The sequence below is a fragment of the Paracoccus marcusii genome (assembly GCF_006151785.1).
Classification (GTDB): domain Bacteria; phylum Pseudomonadota; class Alphaproteobacteria; order Rhodobacterales; family Rhodobacteraceae; genus Paracoccus; species Paracoccus marcusii.
Window position 1 is genome coordinate 1 of record NZ_VDDD01000029.1, and the last position, 17,058, is coordinate 17,058.

Consider the following 17,058-nt stretch of genomic DNA (forward strand, 5'->3'; position numbering starts at 1 on the left):
CCGCGTCTGTCGCCGGGGCGTCCGTCGCGGGGGCTTGGGTCGCCGGGGCGTCGGTCGCCGCATCGGGGCTGGGCGGGGTCAGCGGGTTGCCCGCGGTCGAGGGCGGCGGGGTATAGGCCGGCAGACCCGGCAGTCCGGTCGCCGGTGCCTCGGTCGGGGCCTGGCCGCCGAACTGGTCCATGATCGAGCTGTTGTTGGCCTGGCGCGCCGCCAGGATCGTCAGCGCGATCGAGGTCGCGAAGATCGCCACGCCCAGGATCCACGTCACCCGGGTCAGCACGTTGGCCGCCTGGCGGCCCGACATGACGCCGCCACCAGCACCGCCACCGCCGCCCATGCCCAGCCCGCCCCCTTCGGAACGCTGCAGCAGGACGACCCCGGCCAGCATCACTGCCAGGATCAGATGGACGGTCAGGATGACGTTTTCCACGGCTTTCGGCCTTTCATTTGCGGACGCGCCTATCTAGTCACCTGTCAGGGTGATGGCAAGCAAGAGTGTCCGATGGTTGCGGTGATGATCCAGGGCACCGGCTCGAATGTCGGCAAGTCGATGCTGGTGGCGGGCCTGTGCCGCGCCGCGACCCGCCGCGGCCTGTCCGTGGCGCCCTTCAAGCCGCAGAACATGTCCAACAATGCCGCCGTCACCGCCGACGGCGGAGAGATCGGCCGCGCGCAGGCCCTGCAGGCCCGCGCCTGCGGGCTGGAGCCGCATACCGACATGAACCCGGTCCTGCTGAAGCCCGAGACCGACCGCGGCGCGCAGGTGATCCTGCAGGGCCGCGCCATCGGCCGGGCCGAGGCGCGCGATTACCAGGGGCTGAAGCCTCGCCTGCTGGGCGGGGTTCTTGACAGCTTTGCCCGCCTGTCGGCCGCCCATGACCTGGTGATCGTCGAGGGGGCGGGCAGCCCCGCCGAGGTCAACCTGCGCCCCCGCGACATCGCCAACATGGGCTTTGCCCGCGCGGCGGGGGTGCCCGTCGTGCTGGCGGGCGACATCGACCGGGGCGGGGTCATCGCCCAGATCGTCGGCACTCAGGCCGTGATCGACGCTGGCGACGCCGCGATGATCCGGGGCTTCCTGGTCAACAAGTTCCGCGGCGATCCGCGCCTGTTCGACGACGGTTACCGGATGATCGAGGCGCGCACTGGCTGGCGCGGCTTCGGCGTCGTGCCGTGGTTCGCGGACGCGCACCGCCTGCCGGCGGAGGATGCGGTCGACCTGCGCACCAGTGGCGGGTCGGGGCTGCATGTCGTCTGCCTGACCCTGTCGCGCATCGCCAATTTCGACGATCTGGACCCGCTGGCGGCGGAACCTGGCCTGCGCCTGACCATGCTGGCGCCGGGACAGGCGATCCCGGGCGACGCCGGTCTGGTGATCGTGCCGGGCACGAAATCGACGCTTGGCGATCTGGCCTTCCTGCGGGCGCAGGGCTGGGACATCGACCTGGCCGCGCATCACCGGCGCGGCGGGCATGTGCTGGGCATCTGCGGTGGCTATCAGATGCTGGGCCGGATGATCGACGATCCGTCGGGCGCGGACGGGGTGGCAGGGCAGGTGGCGGGGCTGGGCCTTTTGGACGTGACCACCGTCATGGCCCCCGACAAGCGGCTGACCCGCGTGACCGGCACCGCCCTGGGCCAGCCCGTGTCGGGATACGAGATCCACATGGGCCGCACCGACGGCCCGGACTGCGCGCGCCCCTTTGCCCATGTCCCCGACCCCGACGGGGCCAACAGCGCGGATGGCCGCGTGACGGGCAGCTATCTGCACGGGCTGTTTTCCGACGACGCGTTCCGCGCGGCCTTCCTGGCACGGCTTGGTGCCGCCTCGCGGCCGGGGTTCGAGGCCGGGGTGGATGCCGCGCTGGACGATCTGGCGGATCACCTGGAGGCGCATCTGGACGTGGCGGCCCTGCTGGCCGTCGCGCGCTGATCCCCGATGCGGGCGCCCCCGCCATGCGCGCAGGGTGCAGCAGATGTGACCGCGTGGCGCTGGACGAAACCGGGTCGGCGCGCTACCTGAGGGGCATGGAACAGATCAAAGCCCCCCTGACCCTGTATCTGGCCGCCCCGCGCGGCTTCTGCGCAGGCGTCGACCGCGCCATCAAGATCGTGGAACTCGCGCTGGAAAAGTGGGGCGCCCCCGTCTTTGTCCGCCACGAGATCGTGCACAACAAGTATGTCGTCGACACGCTGCGCGACAAGGGCGCGGTCTTCGTCGAGGAACTGGACGAATGCCCGGCCGACCGGCCCGTGATCTTTTCCGCCCATGGCGTTCCCAAGGCCGTCCCGGCCGAGGCGCAGCGCCGCGAGATGGTCTATGTCGACGCGACCTGCCCGCTGGTCAGCAAGGTCCATATCGAGGCCGAGCGGCACAACGCCGCGGGCCTGCAGATGATCATGATCGGCCACAGGGGCCACCCCGAGGTCCTTGGCACCATGGGCCAGCTGCCCGAGGGCGAGGTGATCCTGGTCGAGGACGTGGCCGACGTCGCCCGAGTCGATGTCCGCGACCCCGCGCGCCTGGCCTTCATCACCCAGACCACCCTGTCGGTCGACGACACCGCCGCCGTGGTCGCGGCCCTGCAGGCGCGGTTCCCCGCGATCATTGGGCCCGCCAAGGAGGACATCTGCTATGCCACCACCAACCGCCAGGCGGCGGTCAAGGCGGTGGCGCCGCATGTCGATGCGCTGCTGGTGATCGGGGCCGAGAATTCCAGCAACTCCAAGCGTCTGGTCGAGGTCGGGCGTGCCGCGGGCTGCGGCTATGCCCAGCTGGTGATGCGCGCGGCCGAGATCGACTGGCGGGCGCTGGACGGTATCCGCAGCATCGGCGTGACCGCCGGCGCCAGCGCCCCCGAGGTGCTGATCAACGAGGTCATCGACGCCTTCCACGCCCGCTATGACGTGACCGTCGAGGTGGTCGAGACCGCGGTGGAACGGGTCGAGTTCAAGGTCCCCCGCGTCCTGCGCGAGACGGCCTGACCGAACCGGCCCCTTGCCGGATCGCCCGCCCCGGTCCTATCCTCCGGCGACAGGTTGGAGGATCCCACATGACCGTCTATCTGATTGCCGAAGTCACCGTCACCGACGACGCCTGGATCGCCCCCTATGCGGCGGCGGTCCATGACATCGCCGCCCGCCACAACGGCCGCTACCTGTCCCGGTCCGGCCATATCGAGACGCTGGAAGGCGAGGCCCGTGACGTCACCCTGATCGCGTTGATTGAGTTCCCGACCCGCGAGGATGCGATGGGCTTTGTCAACGATCCCGACTATGCGCCCCATGCGAATGCCCGCAAGGGCGGGTCCATCAGCCATTTCCGGCTGATCGACGACAGCGACGCGGCCGGCAGCATCCCCTATCTTCCCGCGCCCGCCTGAGGCCCGCTGGCCTGCCGCGCCGATCGCGGCTATAGCGGCGCGGACAAGGCGGAAAGGGACAGCATGCGGCTCTATTCGATGCCCTCATCGGGCAACAGCTACAAGGTCAGGCTGCTGGCGGCGCTGACCGGCCAGTCGCTGGACCGGGTCGATTGCGAATACGGATCGGCCGCCCTGCAGCAGGCCAAGGACCAGGGCGCGCTGCCCTTCGGCAAGCTGCCGGCGCTGCGTCTGGACGACGGGACCACGCTGGCGGAATCGAACGCCATCCTGTGCTATCTGGGCGAGGGCACGGCCTATTGGCCCGCCAGCCGGACCCTGCGGGCGCAGATGTTGGGCTGGATGTTCTGGGAACAGTACAACCACGAACCGGTCATCGCGGTGCGTCAGGCGCTGGTCAGCTATCCCCATCGCGCGGCGGATGCCACGCCCGACCGGCTGGCTGACCTGCTGGATCGCGGCCACGCGCTGCTGTCCGTGATGGAGGATCACCTGGCGACCCAAGACTGGCTGGTGGGCGACGCGGCCAGCCTGGCCGACATCTGCCTCTATGCCTATACGCACAGTGCGGGTGCGCGCGGCGGGTTCGACATGAACCGCTTTCCGGCCGTGCGCGGCTGGCTGGCGCGGGTGGTGGCCCTGCCGGGGCACGTGACCATCGATGGCTGAGCTGTTCGCCTGGACCGACGGCGCCTGCAGCGGCAATCCCGGCCCCGGCGGCTGGGGCGTGCTGATGCGCGCGCTGGACGGCGCGAACGTGGTCAAGCAGCGCGAGTTGCAGGGAGGAGAGCCTGCCACGACCAACAATCGGATGGAGCTGATGGCCGCCATCAGCGCGCTGGAGGCCCTGACCCGGCCCAGCACCATCGTGATCGTGACCGACAGCAATTATGTCAAGAACGGCGTGACCCAGTGGATCCACGGCTGGAAGCGCAACGGCTGGAAGACGGCCGACAAGAAGCCCGTCAAGAATGTCGAATTGTGGCAGCGGCTTGATGCGGCGCAGGCCACCCACAGCGTCGAATGGCGCTGGATCAAGGGCCATGCCGGCCATGCCGAGAACGAACGTGCGGACGAACTGGCCCGCGCGGGCATGGCGCCGTTCAAATGACGCTGGATACGCTGGTCACGGCTCTGGACTACGGCTCGGTGCTGATCTTTGCGCTGACCGGGGCGCTGGTTGCCAGCCGGGCGCAGCTGGACCCGGTGGGCTTCGTCTTCATGGCGGCGCTGACGGCGGTGGGGGGCGGCACGTTGCGCGACCTCATCCTGAACCGCGAGGCGGTGTTCTGGGTCGCCAACCCCTCCTATGTACTGCTGGCGGCGGGGGCAGCGCTGACCGTCTTCTGGACGGCGCATCTGCTGGAGAGCCGCCAGCGCTGGCTGGTCTGGCTGGACAGCATCGCGCTGGCCGTTGCCGTTGCCGCCGGGGCAGGCGTCGCGATGGAGATGGGGTCGCCCCCGGTCATCGTGGTCATCATGGGTATCGCCACCGGCACCTTCGGCGGGCTGATGCGCGATGTCGTAGGCAACGAGGTGCCGCTGGTCTTCAAGCAAGGCGAGCTGTATTTGACCGCTGCCTTTGGCGGTGCGGTCGCGGCGGTCATGCTGGATTGGGTGGGCATTGCGCGTGCCGAGGCGCTGATCGCAGGGGCGGTCGTGGTCTGGGTGCTGCGGGCGGGCAGTCTGGCATTCGGCTGGCGGCTGCCGCTGTATCGCCCGCGCCCGCCGCGGCGCTAGCGCAGCACCGGGGGCCCGGCGCGGCCCGCGTCGATGTTCTGCACGCCCGCGCGCAGCCCCTGGCCGATGCGATGCGCCATCTGCGACCAGGCGCGGGCCGACCAGGGCGGCAGGGTGCGGCGCAGCGCCTCGTCGAACAGCGCCAGCCAGATCTCGAAATGCTCGGGGCGGACGTTGCCCGCGGACAGGTGCGCGCGCATCGGGCTGCCGTTGTAGCCGGCCTTGTGCAGGATCGCACCCTTCCAGAAGGCGGCGATGCGATCCTCATGCGCGGCCCAGTCGCCGACATGTTCGGCAAAGATCGGGGCCAGCACCTCGTGCCGCCGCACGGCGCCGTAGAAGACGGCGACGGTGCGGGCAATCTCTGCCTCGGTGATGTCGAAACGCGGGTCCATGCGCCGCATCTGGGGCAGGGGTGGCGCGGTTGCAAGGGGCCGCGTGCCGCCGTAAGGGGGGCCACCCGGTCGCAGCCCACCCGGACAAAACAGGAGCGAGCCATGAGCCACTATACCGACGCGCTGACCCAGCTGGGCAGCGACACCCCCCTGCCGCAGCACCCCGACCAGGCCGTGCTGGAACGTGTGCCCAACCCCCAGCCCGGCCAGACCTATGCCGTGCGCTTCACCCAGCCCGAATTCACCAGCCTGTGCCCGCTGACCGGCCAGCCCGATTTCGCGCATCTGGTGATCGACTATGTCCCCGGCGACTGGCTGGTCGAATCGAAATCGCTGAAGCTGTTCCTGGGCAGCTTCCGCAACCACGGCGCCTTCCACGAGGATTGCACCGTGGGCATCGGCCGCCGCATCGCCGACCTGCTGGAGCCGGCTTGGCTGCGCATCGGCGGATACTGGTATCCGCGCGGCGGCATGCCGATCGACGTGTTCTGGCAGACGGGCGCGGCGCCTGCGGGCCTGTGGCTGCCCGATCAGGGCGTGCCGACCTATCGCGGGCGCGGCTAGGCGGCGTTCAGCCGCGCCAGGATCGCAGCGCGATCAGCGCCGTGTCGATCACGTCGCCAAGGCGGGCCAGCAGGTGTTCGGGTTCTGGCGCGCCGCTGTCGGTCTCGGCATCCAGCCGTGCCATCAGGCGCGACAGGCGCCGCCGATGGACGCCGGTCCACAGTTGGACCGGGTCCGCGATCAGCCCCGCGAAGGTGGTCACCAGCGACCCCGCCACGGCTAGCGCCACCCCGGTCGCGACGACCGTCAGCGGCGCGGTCTCCACCGGAAAGGCCCAGTACCACGCCCGCCCCAACGTGTCGCCCAGGGCGAAGTCGCGCACCGCGGCACCATGCGCGCGCATCTGCGCCATGGGCCCGGCAAGCGAGATCATGCCCGGTGTCGCGCGGTGAAACAGCGCGATCCCCACGGTCAGCACGATTAGCGAGGTCGTGATCTCGGCTACGGCATTGCGGGTGTCGGCATGGCTGCGGATGGCGCGGGCGATGCGGTCGGGGGACGTGTCCGGACCCAGGCCCTGCCGCTGCAGATCGGCGATCAGCGCGACCAGATCACGCTGGATCACCGCCGAGACGTCGGACCGCAGGAACACCCGCCGGCTGCGCAGCCAGCCGCCCGCCCGCGTGGCCCCCATTCGCGTCAGGACCCAGCCCGCGCCCAGCATCAGCAGGGCCACCGGCGCCAGCATCACGTTCACCGGTGCGCGCAGCAGGTCCGCGCCGATCGCGTGGCGGTGCAGTGCCAGCGTGCCGCGCGGTCCGTAGCGCAGCCGTGTGAACCGGCGCAGCGCCGCATCGCGACGGGTCAGGCGGCTGCGCAGGGGGGCGGGGGGCATCGGGCTCTCCGAAGGCGGTGGCCGCAGTCTAGCGGGACGGGGGCCCATGCGCTAGGTTCGGCGCTTGCAGCGCCAAGCGGCGCTTTCTATAGAGGGCGGATGAAATTTCCGGCGTTCGGATCTCGAATTAGCAGCCCGGTGGCGTGAGGTTTCACGCCGCCGGGTCAGTCTTGTCCGAACATCTCTCAAAGGAACGCCCCGATGGCCGACGCCACGCAGCCCGATTACCGCGATACCGTCTTTCTGCCCCAGACCGAGTTTCCGATGCGTGCGGGCCTACCTGCGCGCGAACCCGAATGGCTGGAGCGGTGGGCGCGCATCGGCGTCTATGACCGCCTGCGGTCCACCGCGGCGGGGCGCAAGCCGTTCGTGCTGCATGATGGCCCGCCTTATGCCAACGGGCATCTGCATATCGGCCACGCGCTGAACAAGACCATCAAGGACATCGTCGTGCGGTCGCACCAGATGATGGGTTTCGATGCGCGCTATGTGCCGGGCTGGGACTGTCACGGCCTGCCGATCGAATGGAAGATCGAGGAGAAGTACCGCAAGGAAGGCCGCGACAAGGACGCGGTCGACATGGTCGAGTTCCGCCAGGAATGCCGCCGCTTTGCGGATGAATGGGTCGACATCCAGCGCGAGGAGTTCAAGCGCCTGGGCGTGACTGGGGCCTGGGACCGGCCCTATCTGACGATGGACTACCACGCCGAGGCCGTCATCGCGGCCGAGTTCATGAAGCTGGTGATGAACGGGTCCCTCTATCAGGGGTCCAAGCCGGTGATGTGGTCGCCCGTGGAAAAGACCGCCCTGGCAGAGGCCGAGGTCGAGTATCACGACCATACCAGCCACACGATCTGGGTGCGGTTCGGGGTGCAGGGGCAGGGCGCCCTGTCGGACGCCAAGGTCGTCATCTGGACCACCACCCCCTGGACCATCCCGCAGAACCGCGCCGTCGCGTTCAACCCTCAGATCGCCTATGGCCTCTATCAGGTCGCTGCCGTGGCCGAAGGCTCGACCGCCGTCGCCGGAGAGCGTCTGGTGCTGGCCGATGCGCTGGCCGGGGGGGTGATGGCGCAGGCCAAGGTCACAGGCTTCACCCGCGCGGCGGACGTGACCGCGGCCGATCTGGACGGGCTGATCCTGTCCCACCCCCTGCGCGGAGTCGAGGGAGGCGCGGGCGAGTGGGATTACGACGTCCCCATGCTGCCCGGCGATCATGTCACCGACGAGGCGGGGACGGGCTTCGTCCACACCGCGCCCAGCCATGGCGACGACGACTATCAGCTGGGCCTGCGCTTCAAGCTGCCGATGACCTACAATGTCGAGCCGGACGGCAGCTATCGCAAGGACCTGCCGATCTTCGGCGGCGAGGCGATCGTGGCGCCCGACGGCAAGGACGGCCCGGCCAATGTCAGCGTCATCAAGCAGCTGGCCTGGGCCGGGGCGCTGCTGGCCAAGGGCAAGATCAAGCACTCCTATCCGCACAGCTGGCGGTCCAAGGCGCCGCTGATCTATCGCAACACGCCCCAGTGGTTCGCGGCCATCGACAAGCCCTTGGACGACGGGCTGGGCCAGCATGGCGACACGATCCGGGCGCGGGCGCTGACCTCGATCGACCAGCTGGTCAAGTGGTGGCCCAAGACCGGGCGCAACCGCATCCATTCCATGGTCGAGAACCGCCCCGACTGGGTGCTGTCGCGCCAGCGGGCCTGGGGCGTGCCGCTGACCTGCTTCGTCAAGAAGGGCGCCAAGCCCACCGACGACGACTTCCTGCTGCGCGATGCGCGCCTGAACGACCGGATCGTCGCGGCCTTCGAGGCGGATGGCGCGGATGTCTGGTACAGCGCGGGCTTCAAGGCGCGGATGCTGGACGGGATCGCAGACCCCGAGGCCTATGACCAGGTCATGGACGTGCTGGACGTGTGGTTCGACAGCGGCTCGACCCACAGCTTCGTGCTGCGCGATCGCGAGGATGGCGCACCGGACGGGATCGCCGACGTCTATCTGGAAGGCACCGACCAGCATCGCGGCTGGTTCCAGTCGTCACTGCTGCAGGCGTCAGCCACCAAGGGCCGCGCGCCCTATCGCAACGTGGTCACGCATGGCTTCACGCTGGACGAGAAGGGCATGAAGATGTCCAAGTCGCTTGGCAACACCATCGTGCCCGCCAAGGTGATCGAACAGTACGGCGCCGACATCCTGCGCCTGTGGGTGGCGCAGGCCGATTATACCGCCGACCAGCGGATCGGCCCCGAGATCCTGAAGGGCACCGCCGACAGCTATCGCCGCCTGCGCAACACGCTGCGCTTCCTGCTGGGCGCGCTGGCCGGGTTCGACGATGCCGAACGCATCGAGCCCGCCCAGATGCCCGAGCTGGAGCAGTGGATGCTGCACCGGCTGGCGCAGCTGGACCACCAGGTCCGCCAGGGCTATGCGGCGTTCGATTTCCAGGGCGTGTTCCAGACGCTGTTCCAGTTCTGCACCGTCGATCTGTCGGCCTTCTATTTCGACGTGCGCAAGGACGCGCTGTACTGCGACGCGGCGGACAGCGACCGCAGGCGGGCAGCGCGGGCGGTGCTGGACCTGCTGTTCCATCGGCTGGTGACCTGGCTGGCGCCGATCCTGCCCTTCACGATGGAGGACGTCTGGCTGTCGCGCTTCCCGTCCGAAGATGACAGCGTGCATCTGCATGATTTCGCGCAGACCCCCGCCGATTGGCTCAACGAACCGCTGGCCGCGAAATGGGAGCATGTCCGCCGCGCCCGCCGCGTGGTGACCGCCGCGCTGGAGGTCAAGCGGACCGACAAGACCATCGGCGCCAGCCTGGAGGCCGCGCCCGTCGTCCATGTCGAGGATGCCCAGATGCTGGCCGCGCTGAAGTCGGTGGCCTTCGCGGATGTGTGCATCACGTCGGACCTGTCGCTGACCGCGGACCCCGCGCCCACCGAGGCGTTCCGCATGGCCGAGACCCCGGGCATCGGCGTCGTCTTCGAGACCGCCGAGGGCGAGAAATGCCAGCGCTGCTGGAAGATCCTGCCCGATGTCGGCACGCATGCCCATCCGGGCGTCTGCGCGCGCTGCGACGCGGCCCTGGGATGACCGATGACGACCTGCGCGGGGCGATCCTTGCGCAGGTCGCCCGGTTGCGGCCGGGCACGACCTGCTGCCCCAGCCGGATCGCCCGCGATCTGGCCGATGACTGGCGCCCGCTGATGGACCCGCTGCGGCGGCTGGCGCTGCAGATGGCGGCGGAGGGGAACATCGCCGTCCTGCAGAAGGGGCGCCCCGTGGGGCCCGATCCGCGCGGCCCGATCCGATTGGCGCGGCGCTAGACCAGCCACCACCCCCGTGCCTTCAACTGGTTGCGAATCGTCTTTTCCGGGGCAGGGGTCGGCCTGTCGGCAAAGATCGGGCGCACCTTCTGGCGTCCCTTGTCCTGATAGATCAGCTTGCGCGCAGGCTCCCACTCCCGCAGCACGCGCTTGACCTTCTTGGCGGCGACGGCGCCCTCCAGCGCGGTGATCGCGGCCTCGGGGTCGCGGGCATAGAGGAGCGGCAGCCGGCGGTAATGGCAGGTCACGTCGCCGTCCAGACCGTCCAGCGCAGGGCCGGGCCGCCCGCCGCCCAGGCTGTGGATGACCAGCGGCAGCACCGCCTGGTCCAGCCACGGGTCCATCACCTGGCAGGCCAATGCGTCATGCGGGCTGTCGCGCAAGGCCAGCGCCCAGGCCAGGAACCGCTGGCCGAACTCTGCCGGGTCGGACCCGAAGAACCAGCCTGCGTTGAAGTAAAGATAGCGTTCCCAGTGTTCGTCAGGCTGCGACAGGTCCAGCGTGGGGGCGAAGGACAACCCGAACCGGTCGTAAAGCGATTGCCAGATGCCGTGATATCCCGGGCCGTAAAGCGGCGGCTTGGGCCAGGTCCCCTCGCGCCGCATCGAGGCGGATGGCCGGGCGAAGTCGAAGCGGACCCGGTCCAGTTGCCCGGTGATTAGCGTGTCGGTGTCCAGAAACAGGAACGGTTTGCCCGCAGGCAGGACCGACAGGGCCTCGATCTTGTTGCCCTGGGGATAGGAGGCGCCGAAATGGCGCGCGGTGAACGGCACGATCATGGCGCCGAAATCGGTCAGCAGTTGGCGGCACGGGTCGGATATGGCCGTATCATGCCCGCTCCAGGCGCCGTCGGGGGTGGGTTCGGCGATGAACACCGTGCCCGTGAAGTCCGGGGCATGCGCGCGCAGGCTGGCCATGAAGATCACGGCCTCGAACTCCAGCCGTCCGGCCTGGGCGACGATCAGCAGATTGGGCTGCTTAAGTTTCCTGGGGGGCACCCGACATCCTTTGCGGAACGTGATCGGGTTCAGCCTAGCGATTGTGCGGGGACAGCAAAAGCCCCACCGCAAGGATGGTCCCTGCCACCACTTGATCATCCGGAATGCCGGGAAAGTGGTGGGCGACCCTGGAATCGAACCAGGCGTGGGTCTCCCCGGCGGAGTTACAGTCCGCTGCCGCACCTTGCAGCACGTCGCCCGCCGATCGCTTTCGGCGTGCGGGGTGATTAGCCGCCCCGTCGGGGGGCGTCAAGCGGATTTCCGGGGCTTGCGCGATGCGCGCCCTGCGCGCAGAGAAGGGTCCACAAGGAAAGGAGGCCGCGCATGTCCGACAAGAGCGGAAACGCCAAGAAGCCCACATGGGTCATCGACAAGGAACGCGCCCGGCGCGCGGCCGCCGCCGAGACGGTCTGGCTGTTCGGCCTGCACGCGGTCCGCGACGCACTGGCCAACCCTGTGCGCCAGAAGCTGCGCCTGGTGGTCACCCAGAATGCGCTGGCCCGGCTTGGCGATCTGCACGGGATGGAGCCCGAGATCACCGATCCGCGCATCTTCGACAAGGCCGTGGGGCTGGCCGCCGAAAGCGTCCACCAGGGCGCTGCGCTGGAGGTCAAGCCGCTGAAATGGGGCAGCCTGTCCGAGGTCGCGCTGCGCGAGGCTCCCGGAGAGACGCGGCCGCTGCTGGTCGCGCTGGACCGGGTGACCGACCCGCACAACGTCGGTGCGATCCTGCGGTCGGCCGAGGTGTTCGGCGCGCGCGCGGTCATCGCCCCGCACCGCCATTCCGCCCCCGAGACTGGCGCCCTGGCCAAGACGGCGTCGGGCGCGCTGGAGCGTCAGCCCTATCTGCGCGTGCCGAACCTGGCCGAGGCGCTGACTCAGCTGAAGAACATGGGCTTCATCCTGGTGGGTCTGGACGGCACCGGCACCGAATCATTGCCCGACCTGATGTCGGACCTGTCGGGCAGGGCGGTCTGCCTGGTGATGGGCGCCGAAGGGCCGGGCATGCGGGAGCTGACGATGAAGACCTGCGACCATGTCGCGCGGATTCCCTTTGCTGCCGATTTCGGGTCGCTGAACGTATCGAATGCCGCCGCCGTGGCCCTGTATGCCGCGGGGCGTGCCTGAATATCACATCCCTGCGACGATTATGTCACGCGCGTTGAGATTTGGTCCGGCTGCTGTCAAGTAGACCGGACCGCAACCGTCGAGTCGTCATGAAAGCCTCTGTCCTGTGCCTGCTGATCAGCCTTGCGGCCGCGCTTCCCGCGGCGGCGCAGGACTGGGCCGTGGGCGGGTTCGACCCGGTGGGCTATGCGCAGGCCGGTCGCCCGACCCCGGGGCGCAGCGACATCGCGACGATGTGGAAGGGCCAGTTGTGGCATTTCGCATCCGAGGAGAATCGCGCCCGGTTCGAGGCCAACCCGCGATCCTTTGCCCCGGCGCTGGACGGGATGTGCCCTGTGTCCATCGTGGACGGACGTCCGCAGATGGGTGATCCGCGCCACTTCGCGGTGGTGGCGGGCAGGCTGTACCTGCTGGAATCAGGTGCCGCGGAACGGCGCCTGTCCAGTGACCCCGCCGGGATCGTGGCAGAGGCTCAGCGCCTGTGGCGCTGACGCTGGCGACACAAGAATCACAAATGCGTGAGCGGGGTGGAACTTTTCTGCCTGATGCCCATTTACACCGCATGGCATGACCCCGGAACGGTCATGTCCAGATCACTGTCCCTCGTTCCGCGACTTGCGCCCGGCCATCGTATGGACCGGGCGCTTTTTCTATGAGAGGCTGCAACCTGCGGCTGCGGCCCGGAGGAGGGACGATCATGGACATCCACACGGACGAGGATCACGACATCGCGCGCATCGCCCGCGACACCAAGGTCGTGGCGATGGTGGGCCTGTCCCCCAACGAGGCGCGGCCAAGCTGGGGCGTCGCCCGCTATCTGCAGTCCCAAGGCATCCGCGTCATCCCGATCAATCCCGGTCACGACGGCCAGACCATCCTGGGAGAGCGCGTCTATGCGACGCTGGCCGACATTCCGGCCGCCGAAGGGGTGCAGCTTGTCGACATCTTCCGCCGCTCGGACGCGGTGGGGCAGGTGGTCGACGAGGCGCTGGCCCATCTGCCCGACCTGCAGGTGATCTGGACCCAGCTTGGCGTGCGCGACGACGCGGCCGCCGAACGTGCCCGCGCACGCGGCATCACCGTGGTTCAGGACCGCTGCCCCAAGATCGAGTTTCCGCGCCATCTGTAGCGGTCCGATATCTGCTTGACGGGCGGACAGGGTGGCACTAATCAGGCCCGACCTCAGGGGTATAGCTCAGTTGGTAGAGCATCGGTCTCCAAAACCGAGGGTCGTGGGTTCGAGTCCCCCTGCCCCTGCCAGGTCCTTCCGCCAGACCTGCGTCCTGACCGCGATCAGGGTTGAAAAGCCGGGCGTGCCCGGCTAGACCCGCGGTCGCATTTGCCCAAGGAGCCGCCCGTGGCCAATCCCGTCCAGTTCATCAACCAGGTCCGCGCCGAAGCCGCCAAGATTTCCTGGCCGACGCGCCGCGAGGTGATCACCACGACCATCATGGTCCTGATCTTCGCCTCGATCACCAGCCTGTTCTTCTTCCTGGTCGACCTGACGATCCGCACCGGTCTGACGCAGGGGCTGCGCCTGATCAGCGGCTGATCGGGGCTTGCAATTGCGGGCGGGGGGCGGTATTTCCCCCCGACTGTCCGGGACACGGCGTGCATCGAATGCGCATGCGCGCCGATTTGCATATTTCCGGACGACATGGAATTCAAAGGGTTGGCGCGCTGTCCGCGTGATTCCCGAAAGATGAGCAGGGGTCGATCGAGACATGGCAAAACGTTGGTATTCGGTCAGCGTCCTGTCGAACTTCGAAAAGAAGGTCGCCGAGGCGATTCGCCAGTCCGTCGCCGAGAAGGGCCTGGACGACCAGATCGACGAGGTCCTGGTCCCGACCGAGGAAGTGATCGAGATCCGTCGCGGCAAGAAGGTGACGTCCGAGCGCCGCTTCATGCCCGGCTATGTGCTGGTGCACATGGAGATGTCGGACCGGACCTATCACCTGGTCAACTCGATCAACCGCGTCACCGGCTTTCTGGGCGCGCAGGGCAAACCGATGCCGATGCGCGACGACGAAGTGAACATGATGCTGCACCGCTCGGACGACGGCGCACCCGCCGCGCCGCGCAACTTGATCCGCTTTGACGTGGGCGAAAAGGTCAGCGTGACCGACGGCCCGTTCGAGGGGTTCTCCGGGATGGTCGAGGAGATCGACGAGATTTCCTCGCGCATCAAGGTGACGGTGTCGATCTTTGGCCGGCCGACGCCGGTCGAACTGGAATTCACGCAGGTTTCGAAATCTTCGTGATCGGCTGCGGGAGGCCGTGAGGCCGCACCGCTAAATCGGCCCCCGCGCGGGGCTTGATGACAAAGGAGAAGGCCAGATGGCCAAGAAAGTTGTTGGCAGCCTGAAGCTGCAGATCAAGGCGGGCCAAGCGAACCCGTCGCCCCCCGTCGGCCCGGCCCTGGGTCAGCGCGGCATCAATATCATGGCGTTCTGCAAAGAGTTCAACGCCAAGACCCAGGAGATGGAGCAGGGTTCGCCCGTGCCCGTCGTCATCACCTATTATGCCGACAAGTCGTTCACCTTCGAGACGAAGACGCCGCCCGCGTCCTTCCTGCTCAAAAAGGCAGCCGGCCTGAAGCCGGTCGGCAAGCGCAACCGCGCCAAGGGTTCGGACAAGCCGGGCCGTGCCACCGCAGGCACCGTGACGGTCAAGCAGATCCGCGAGATCGCCGAGACCAAGATGAAGGACCTGTCGGCGAACGACGTGGATGCCGCGATGAAGATCATCGTCGGTTCCGCCCGGTCGATCGGCATCGAGGTGAGGGGCTGATCATGGCAAACGTTTCCAAGAAGAAGACCGCCGCCCGCGCCGCCTTCGAAGGCAAGGCCAACCTGACCGTCGAGGACGCCGTCAAGCTGGTCAAGGCACAGGCCTCGGCCAAGTTCGACGAGACCGTCGAGATCGCGCTGAACCTGGGCGTCGACCCGCGTCACGCCGACCAGATGGTCCGCGGCGTGGTGACCCTGCCCGCAGGCACCGGCAAGGACGTCCGCGTCGCCGTGTTCGCCCGTGGCCCCAAGGCTGACGAAGCCAAGGCCGCCGGTGCGGACATCGTCGGCGCCGAGGACCTGATGGAGACCATCCAGTCCGGCAAGATCGAGTTCGACCGTTGCATCGCGACGCCGGACATGATGCCGCTGGTCGGCCGTCTGGGCAAGATCCTGGGACCGCGCAACCTGATGCCGAACCCCAAGGTCGGCACCGTGACGATGGACGTGAAATCGGCCGTCGAAGCAGCCAAGGGCGGCGAAGTCCAGTTCAAGGCCGAGAAGGCGGGCGTCGTCCATGCCGGCATCGGCAAGGTCTCGTTCGACGAGGACAAGCTGGCCCAGAACCTGCGCGCCTTCGTGGACGCAGTCAGCCGCGCCAAGCCGACGGGTGCCAAGGGCACCTACATGAAAAAGGTCTCGATCAGCTCGACCATGGGTCCGGGCGTGTCGATCGACGTGGTCTCTGCGACCGCGAACTGACCACAGGAATTTCCCCGCCGGACAAGGGCGGGGAATGGCGGGGCCGCACGCGGCCCTGTCCTGTCCGAGACGGAGGGTGCGGGGGAAACCTTGCTTAATTGCCTTCCTGAGATGGGGAAGCGTTTTTCCGAAGGCCCAGTCCTTCGGGTGATCTTGCCCTAACGGACCCGACCCGGTCCCGTTCGAGACCGGGAAAAGTGAGAGCCGGGGGGAAACCCCCAACTTGGAGTGAAACCGTGGATAGAGCACAGAAAGAACAGCTGGTCGAGGAACTCGGCCAGATCTTCGAAAGCTCTGGCGTCGTGGTGGTTGCCCACTACGAGGGGATGACGGTTGCACATATGCAGGACCTCCGCGCGCGCATGCGCGAAGCGGGTGGTTCGGTTCGCGTTGCCAAGAACAAGCTCGCCAAGATCGCCCTGGAAGGAAAGCCTTGCGCAAGCATCGCCGACTACCTGACGGGCATGACCGTGATCACCTATTCGGAGGATCCGACCGCTGCTGCGCGGATCGCCGACAAGTACGCCAAGGATAACGATCGTTTCGTGATCCTGGGCGGTGCGATGGGTGGTTCGGCCCTGGATCCGGCCGGTGTGAAAGCCGTCGCCTCGATGCCGTCGCGTGATGAGCTGATCGCTCAGATCGTGTCGTGCCTCGGTGCGCCCGCTTCGAACATCGCCGGTGCCATTGGCGCGCCTGCTTCGAACATCGCGAGCATCCTCACGACCCTCGAGGAACGTGAGGCTGCGTAAGCAACCTATTCCCGACTGGTGGTTGAAGACCCGACGTTGGAACATTAACTGGAAAGAACGGAAAAATGGCTGATCTGAAGAAACTCGCCGAAGAAATCGTGGGCCTGACCCTGCTGGAAGCCCAGGAACTGAAGACCATCCTGAAGGATGAGTACGGCATCGAGCCGGCTGCCGGTGGCGCCGTCATGATGGCTGGCCCCGCTGCTTCGGCAGAAGCCGCCGAAGAGAAGACCGAATTCGACGTCGTCCTGGTCGAAGCCGGCGCCAACAAGATCAACGTGATCAAGGAAGTTCGCGGCATCACCGGTCTGGGCCTGAAAGAAGCCAAGGACCTGGTCGAAGCTGGCGGCAAGGTCAAAGAAGGCGCTTCCAAGGCCGACGCCGAAGAAGTGAAGAAGAAGCTGGAAGCAGCCGGCGCCAAGGTCGAGCTGAAGTAATCG

Annotated in this window: 22 protein-coding genes and 2 tRNA genes; 19 read left to right on the forward strand and 5 right to left on the reverse strand. The window is 67.7% G+C overall.

Features of this window, described 5'->3' with window-relative positions; translation table 11 throughout:
• A partial coding sequence (secG, locus tag FHD68_RS06640) for a preprotein translocase subunit SecG (RefSeq protein ID WP_139085467.1) occupies window positions 1–430 on the reverse strand: 430 nt, incomplete at its 3' end.
• Window positions 431–502: 72 nt separating this feature from the next.
• On the opposite strand from secG, the gene FHD68_RS06645 reads away from it, so the two are divergent.
• From FHD68_RS06645 to FHD68_RS06670, 6 genes are all read left to right on the forward strand, one after another.
• Window positions 503–1,933, forward strand: coding sequence for a cobyric acid synthase (locus FHD68_RS06645; protein WP_127899146.1), 1,431 nt, complete (start codon window positions 503–505; stop codon window positions 1,931–1,933).
• A 95-nt stretch (window positions 1,934–2,028) separates the two neighbouring features.
• Complete coding sequence (gene ispH / locus FHD68_RS06650; protein ID WP_127899145.1) at window positions 2,029–2,985, forward strand: 4-hydroxy-3-methylbut-2-enyl diphosphate reductase; 957 nt, start codon at window positions 2,029–2,031, stop codon at window positions 2,983–2,985.
• 68 nt (window positions 2,986–3,053) lie between these two features.
• Window positions 3,054–3,383 (forward strand): DUF1330 domain-containing protein, encoded by a 330-nt coding sequence (locus tag FHD68_RS06655; RefSeq protein WP_127899144.1) that lies wholly within the window; start codon window positions 3,054–3,056, stop codon window positions 3,381–3,383.
• 63 nt (window positions 3,384–3,446) lie between these two features.
• Complete coding sequence (locus FHD68_RS06660) at window positions 3,447–4,052, forward strand: glutathione S-transferase family protein (protein WP_045981389.1); 606 nt, start codon at window positions 3,447–3,449, stop codon at window positions 4,050–4,052.
• The gene (rnhA, locus tag FHD68_RS06665; protein WP_127899143.1) at window positions 4,045–4,494 is read left to right on the forward strand and encodes a ribonuclease HI; all 450 of its coding nucleotides are present in this window, start codon (window positions 4,045–4,047) and stop codon (window positions 4,492–4,494) included. The genes FHD68_RS06660 and rnhA overlap by 8 nt, the downstream gene beginning before the upstream one ends.
• Window positions 4,491–5,123 (forward strand): trimeric intracellular cation channel family protein, encoded by a 633-nt coding sequence (locus tag FHD68_RS06670; RefSeq protein WP_139085469.1) that lies wholly within the window; start codon window positions 4,491–4,493, stop codon window positions 5,121–5,123. The genes rnhA and FHD68_RS06670 overlap by 4 nt, the downstream gene beginning before the upstream one ends.
• Here the strand turns inward: FHD68_RS06670 and FHD68_RS06675 are convergent.
• The gene (locus tag FHD68_RS06675; protein ID WP_045981387.1) at window positions 5,120–5,518 is read right to left on the reverse strand and encodes a group III truncated hemoglobin; all 399 of its coding nucleotides are present in this window, start codon (window positions 5,516–5,518) and stop codon (window positions 5,120–5,122) included. The two genes, FHD68_RS06670 and FHD68_RS06675, sit on opposite strands and share 4 nt — an antisense overlap.
• 102 nt (window positions 5,519–5,620) lie before the next feature.
• Between FHD68_RS06675 and queF the strand changes: the two genes are divergently transcribed.
• Entirely contained in the window at window positions 5,621–6,082 is a 462-nt protein-coding gene (gene queF, locus FHD68_RS06680; RefSeq protein ID WP_045981386.1) for a preQ(1) synthase, read from the forward strand.
• A 7-nt stretch (window positions 6,083–6,089) separates the two neighbouring features.
• Here queF and FHD68_RS06685 read toward each other — a convergent pair whose 3' ends face one another.
• Complete coding sequence (locus tag FHD68_RS06685) at window positions 6,090–6,917, reverse strand: DUF6635 family protein (RefSeq protein ID WP_127899141.1); 828 nt, start codon at window positions 6,915–6,917, stop codon at window positions 6,090–6,092.
• A gap of 201 nt (window positions 6,918–7,118) precedes the next feature.
• Between FHD68_RS06685 and ileS the strand changes: the two genes are divergently transcribed.
• Window positions 7,119–10,016, forward strand: coding sequence for an isoleucine--tRNA ligase (gene ileS, locus FHD68_RS06690; protein ID WP_127899140.1), 2,898 nt, complete (start codon window positions 7,119–7,121; stop codon window positions 10,014–10,016).
• Window positions 10,013–10,249, forward strand: coding sequence for a DUF3253 domain-containing protein (locus FHD68_RS06695; RefSeq protein WP_127899139.1), 237 nt, complete (start codon window positions 10,013–10,015; stop codon window positions 10,247–10,249). The genes ileS and FHD68_RS06695 overlap by 4 nt, the downstream gene beginning before the upstream one ends.
• Here the strand turns inward: FHD68_RS06695 and FHD68_RS06700 are convergent.
• Both FHD68_RS06700 and FHD68_RS06705 read right to left on the reverse strand, forming a co-directional pair.
• Window positions 10,246–11,247 (reverse strand): hypothetical protein, encoded by a 1,002-nt coding sequence (locus FHD68_RS06700; protein ID WP_127899138.1) that lies wholly within the window; start codon window positions 11,245–11,247, stop codon window positions 10,246–10,248. The genes FHD68_RS06695 and FHD68_RS06700 overlap by 4 nt on opposite strands.
• 116 nt (window positions 11,248–11,363) lie before the next feature.
• Window positions 11,364–11,447, reverse strand: a tRNA-Tyr gene (locus FHD68_RS06705).
• 124 nt (window positions 11,448–11,571) lie between these two features.
• Here FHD68_RS06705 and rlmB point away from each other — a divergent pair.
• From rlmB to rplL, 10 genes are all read left to right on the forward strand, one after another.
• Entirely contained in the window at window positions 11,572–12,375 is an 804-nt protein-coding gene (gene rlmB, locus FHD68_RS06710; RefSeq protein ID WP_045981381.1) for a 23S rRNA (guanosine(2251)-2'-O)-methyltransferase RlmB, read from the forward strand.
• Between the two features lie 89 nt (window positions 12,376–12,464).
• Window positions 12,465–12,866, forward strand: coding sequence for a YHS domain-containing (seleno)protein (locus tag FHD68_RS06715; RefSeq protein WP_045981380.1), 402 nt, complete (start codon window positions 12,465–12,467; stop codon window positions 12,864–12,866).
• Between the two features lie 206 nt (window positions 12,867–13,072).
• Window positions 13,073–13,504 carry a CoA-binding protein gene (locus tag FHD68_RS06720; protein ID WP_045981379.1) on the forward strand — a complete coding sequence of 144 codons (432 nt, stop codon included), beginning with the start codon at window positions 13,073–13,075 and terminating at the stop codon, window positions 13,502–13,504.
• Window positions 13,505–13,559: 55 nt separating this feature from the next.
• Window positions 13,560–13,635 (forward strand) — tRNA-Trp (locus FHD68_RS06725).
• Window positions 13,636–13,732: 97 nt separating this feature from the next.
• Window positions 13,733–13,927: a preprotein translocase subunit SecE gene (secE, locus tag FHD68_RS06730; protein ID WP_042249102.1), complete on the forward strand. Its 195-nt coding sequence runs from the start codon at window positions 13,733–13,735 to the stop codon at window positions 13,925–13,927.
• Between the two features lie 172 nt (window positions 13,928–14,099).
• Window positions 14,100–14,636, forward strand: coding sequence for a transcription termination/antitermination protein NusG (gene nusG, locus FHD68_RS06735; RefSeq protein ID WP_045981378.1), 537 nt, complete (start codon window positions 14,100–14,102; stop codon window positions 14,634–14,636).
• 76 nt (window positions 14,637–14,712) lie between these two features.
• Window positions 14,713–15,165, forward strand: a complete 453-nt coding sequence (gene rplK / locus FHD68_RS06740) for a 50S ribosomal protein L11 (protein WP_045981377.1) — start codon at window positions 14,713–14,715, stop codon at window positions 15,163–15,165.
• 2 nt (window positions 15,166–15,167) lie between these two features.
• Window positions 15,168–15,866 (forward strand): 50S ribosomal protein L1, encoded by a 699-nt coding sequence (rplA, locus tag FHD68_RS06745; protein WP_046001339.1) that lies wholly within the window; start codon window positions 15,168–15,170, stop codon window positions 15,864–15,866.
• A gap of 236 nt (window positions 15,867–16,102) precedes the next feature.
• A complete protein-coding gene (gene rplJ / locus FHD68_RS06750) occupies window positions 16,103–16,618 on the forward strand; it encodes a 50S ribosomal protein L10 (protein WP_045981375.1) in 516 nt (171 codons plus the stop codon).
• Window positions 16,619–16,683: 65 nt separating this feature from the next.
• Window positions 16,684–17,055, forward strand: a complete 372-nt coding sequence (gene rplL / locus FHD68_RS06755; protein ID WP_042249114.1) for a 50S ribosomal protein L7/L12 — start codon at window positions 16,684–16,686, stop codon at window positions 17,053–17,055.
• Window positions 17,056–17,058 lie beyond the last annotated feature (3 nt).

Bases quoted from the DNA above. Each gene is read 5' to 3' on its own strand.
- ispH (WP_127899145.1), top strand. From the start codon at position 2,029: ATGGAACAGATCAAAGCCCCCCTGACCCTGTATCTGGCCGCCCCGCGC.
- ileS (WP_127899140.1), top strand. From the start codon at position 7,119: ATGGCCGACGCCACGCAGCCCGATTACCGCGATACCGTCTTTCTGCCC.
- FHD68_RS06670 (WP_139085469.1), top strand. From the start codon at position 4,491: ATGACGCTGGATACGCTGGTCACGGCTCTGGACTACGGCTCGGTGCTG.
- FHD68_RS06720 (WP_045981379.1), top strand. From the start codon at position 13,073: ATGGACATCCACACGGACGAGGATCACGACATCGCGCGCATCGCCCGC.
- nusG (WP_045981378.1), top strand. From the start codon at position 14,100: ATGGCAAAACGTTGGTATTCGGTCAGCGTCCTGTCGAACTTCGAAAAG.
- FHD68_RS06685 (WP_127899141.1), bottom strand. From the start codon at position 6,917: ATGCCCCCCGCCCCCCTGCGCAGCCGCCTGACCCGTCGCGATGCGGCG.
- rplL (WP_042249114.1), top strand. From the start codon at position 16,684: ATGGCTGATCTGAAGAAACTCGCCGAAGAAATCGTGGGCCTGACCCTG.
- FHD68_RS06695 (WP_127899139.1), top strand. From the start codon at position 10,013: ATGACCGATGACGACCTGCGCGGGGCGATCCTTGCGCAGGTCGCCCGG.
- FHD68_RS06715 (WP_045981380.1), top strand. From the start codon at position 12,465: ATGAAAGCCTCTGTCCTGTGCCTGCTGATCAGCCTTGCGGCCGCGCTT.
- rplK (WP_045981377.1), top strand. From the start codon at position 14,713: ATGGCCAAGAAAGTTGTTGGCAGCCTGAAGCTGCAGATCAAGGCGGGC.
- rlmB (WP_045981381.1), top strand. From the start codon at position 11,572: ATGTCCGACAAGAGCGGAAACGCCAAGAAGCCCACATGGGTCATCGAC.
- FHD68_RS06675 (WP_045981387.1), bottom strand. From the start codon at position 5,518: ATGGACCCGCGTTTCGACATCACCGAGGCAGAGATTGCCCGCACCGTC.
- FHD68_RS06645 (WP_127899146.1), top strand. From the start codon at position 503: ATGGTTGCGGTGATGATCCAGGGCACCGGCTCGAATGTCGGCAAGTCG.
- rplA (WP_046001339.1), top strand. From the start codon at position 15,168: ATGGCAAACGTTTCCAAGAAGAAGACCGCCGCCCGCGCCGCCTTCGAA.
- FHD68_RS06655 (WP_127899144.1), top strand. From the start codon at position 3,054: ATGACCGTCTATCTGATTGCCGAAGTCACCGTCACCGACGACGCCTGG.
- queF (WP_045981386.1), top strand. From the start codon at position 5,621: ATGAGCCACTATACCGACGCGCTGACCCAGCTGGGCAGCGACACCCCC.
- rnhA (WP_127899143.1), top strand. From the start codon at position 4,045: ATGGCTGAGCTGTTCGCCTGGACCGACGGCGCCTGCAGCGGCAATCCC.
- FHD68_RS06660 (WP_045981389.1), top strand. From the start codon at position 3,447: ATGCGGCTCTATTCGATGCCCTCATCGGGCAACAGCTACAAGGTCAGG.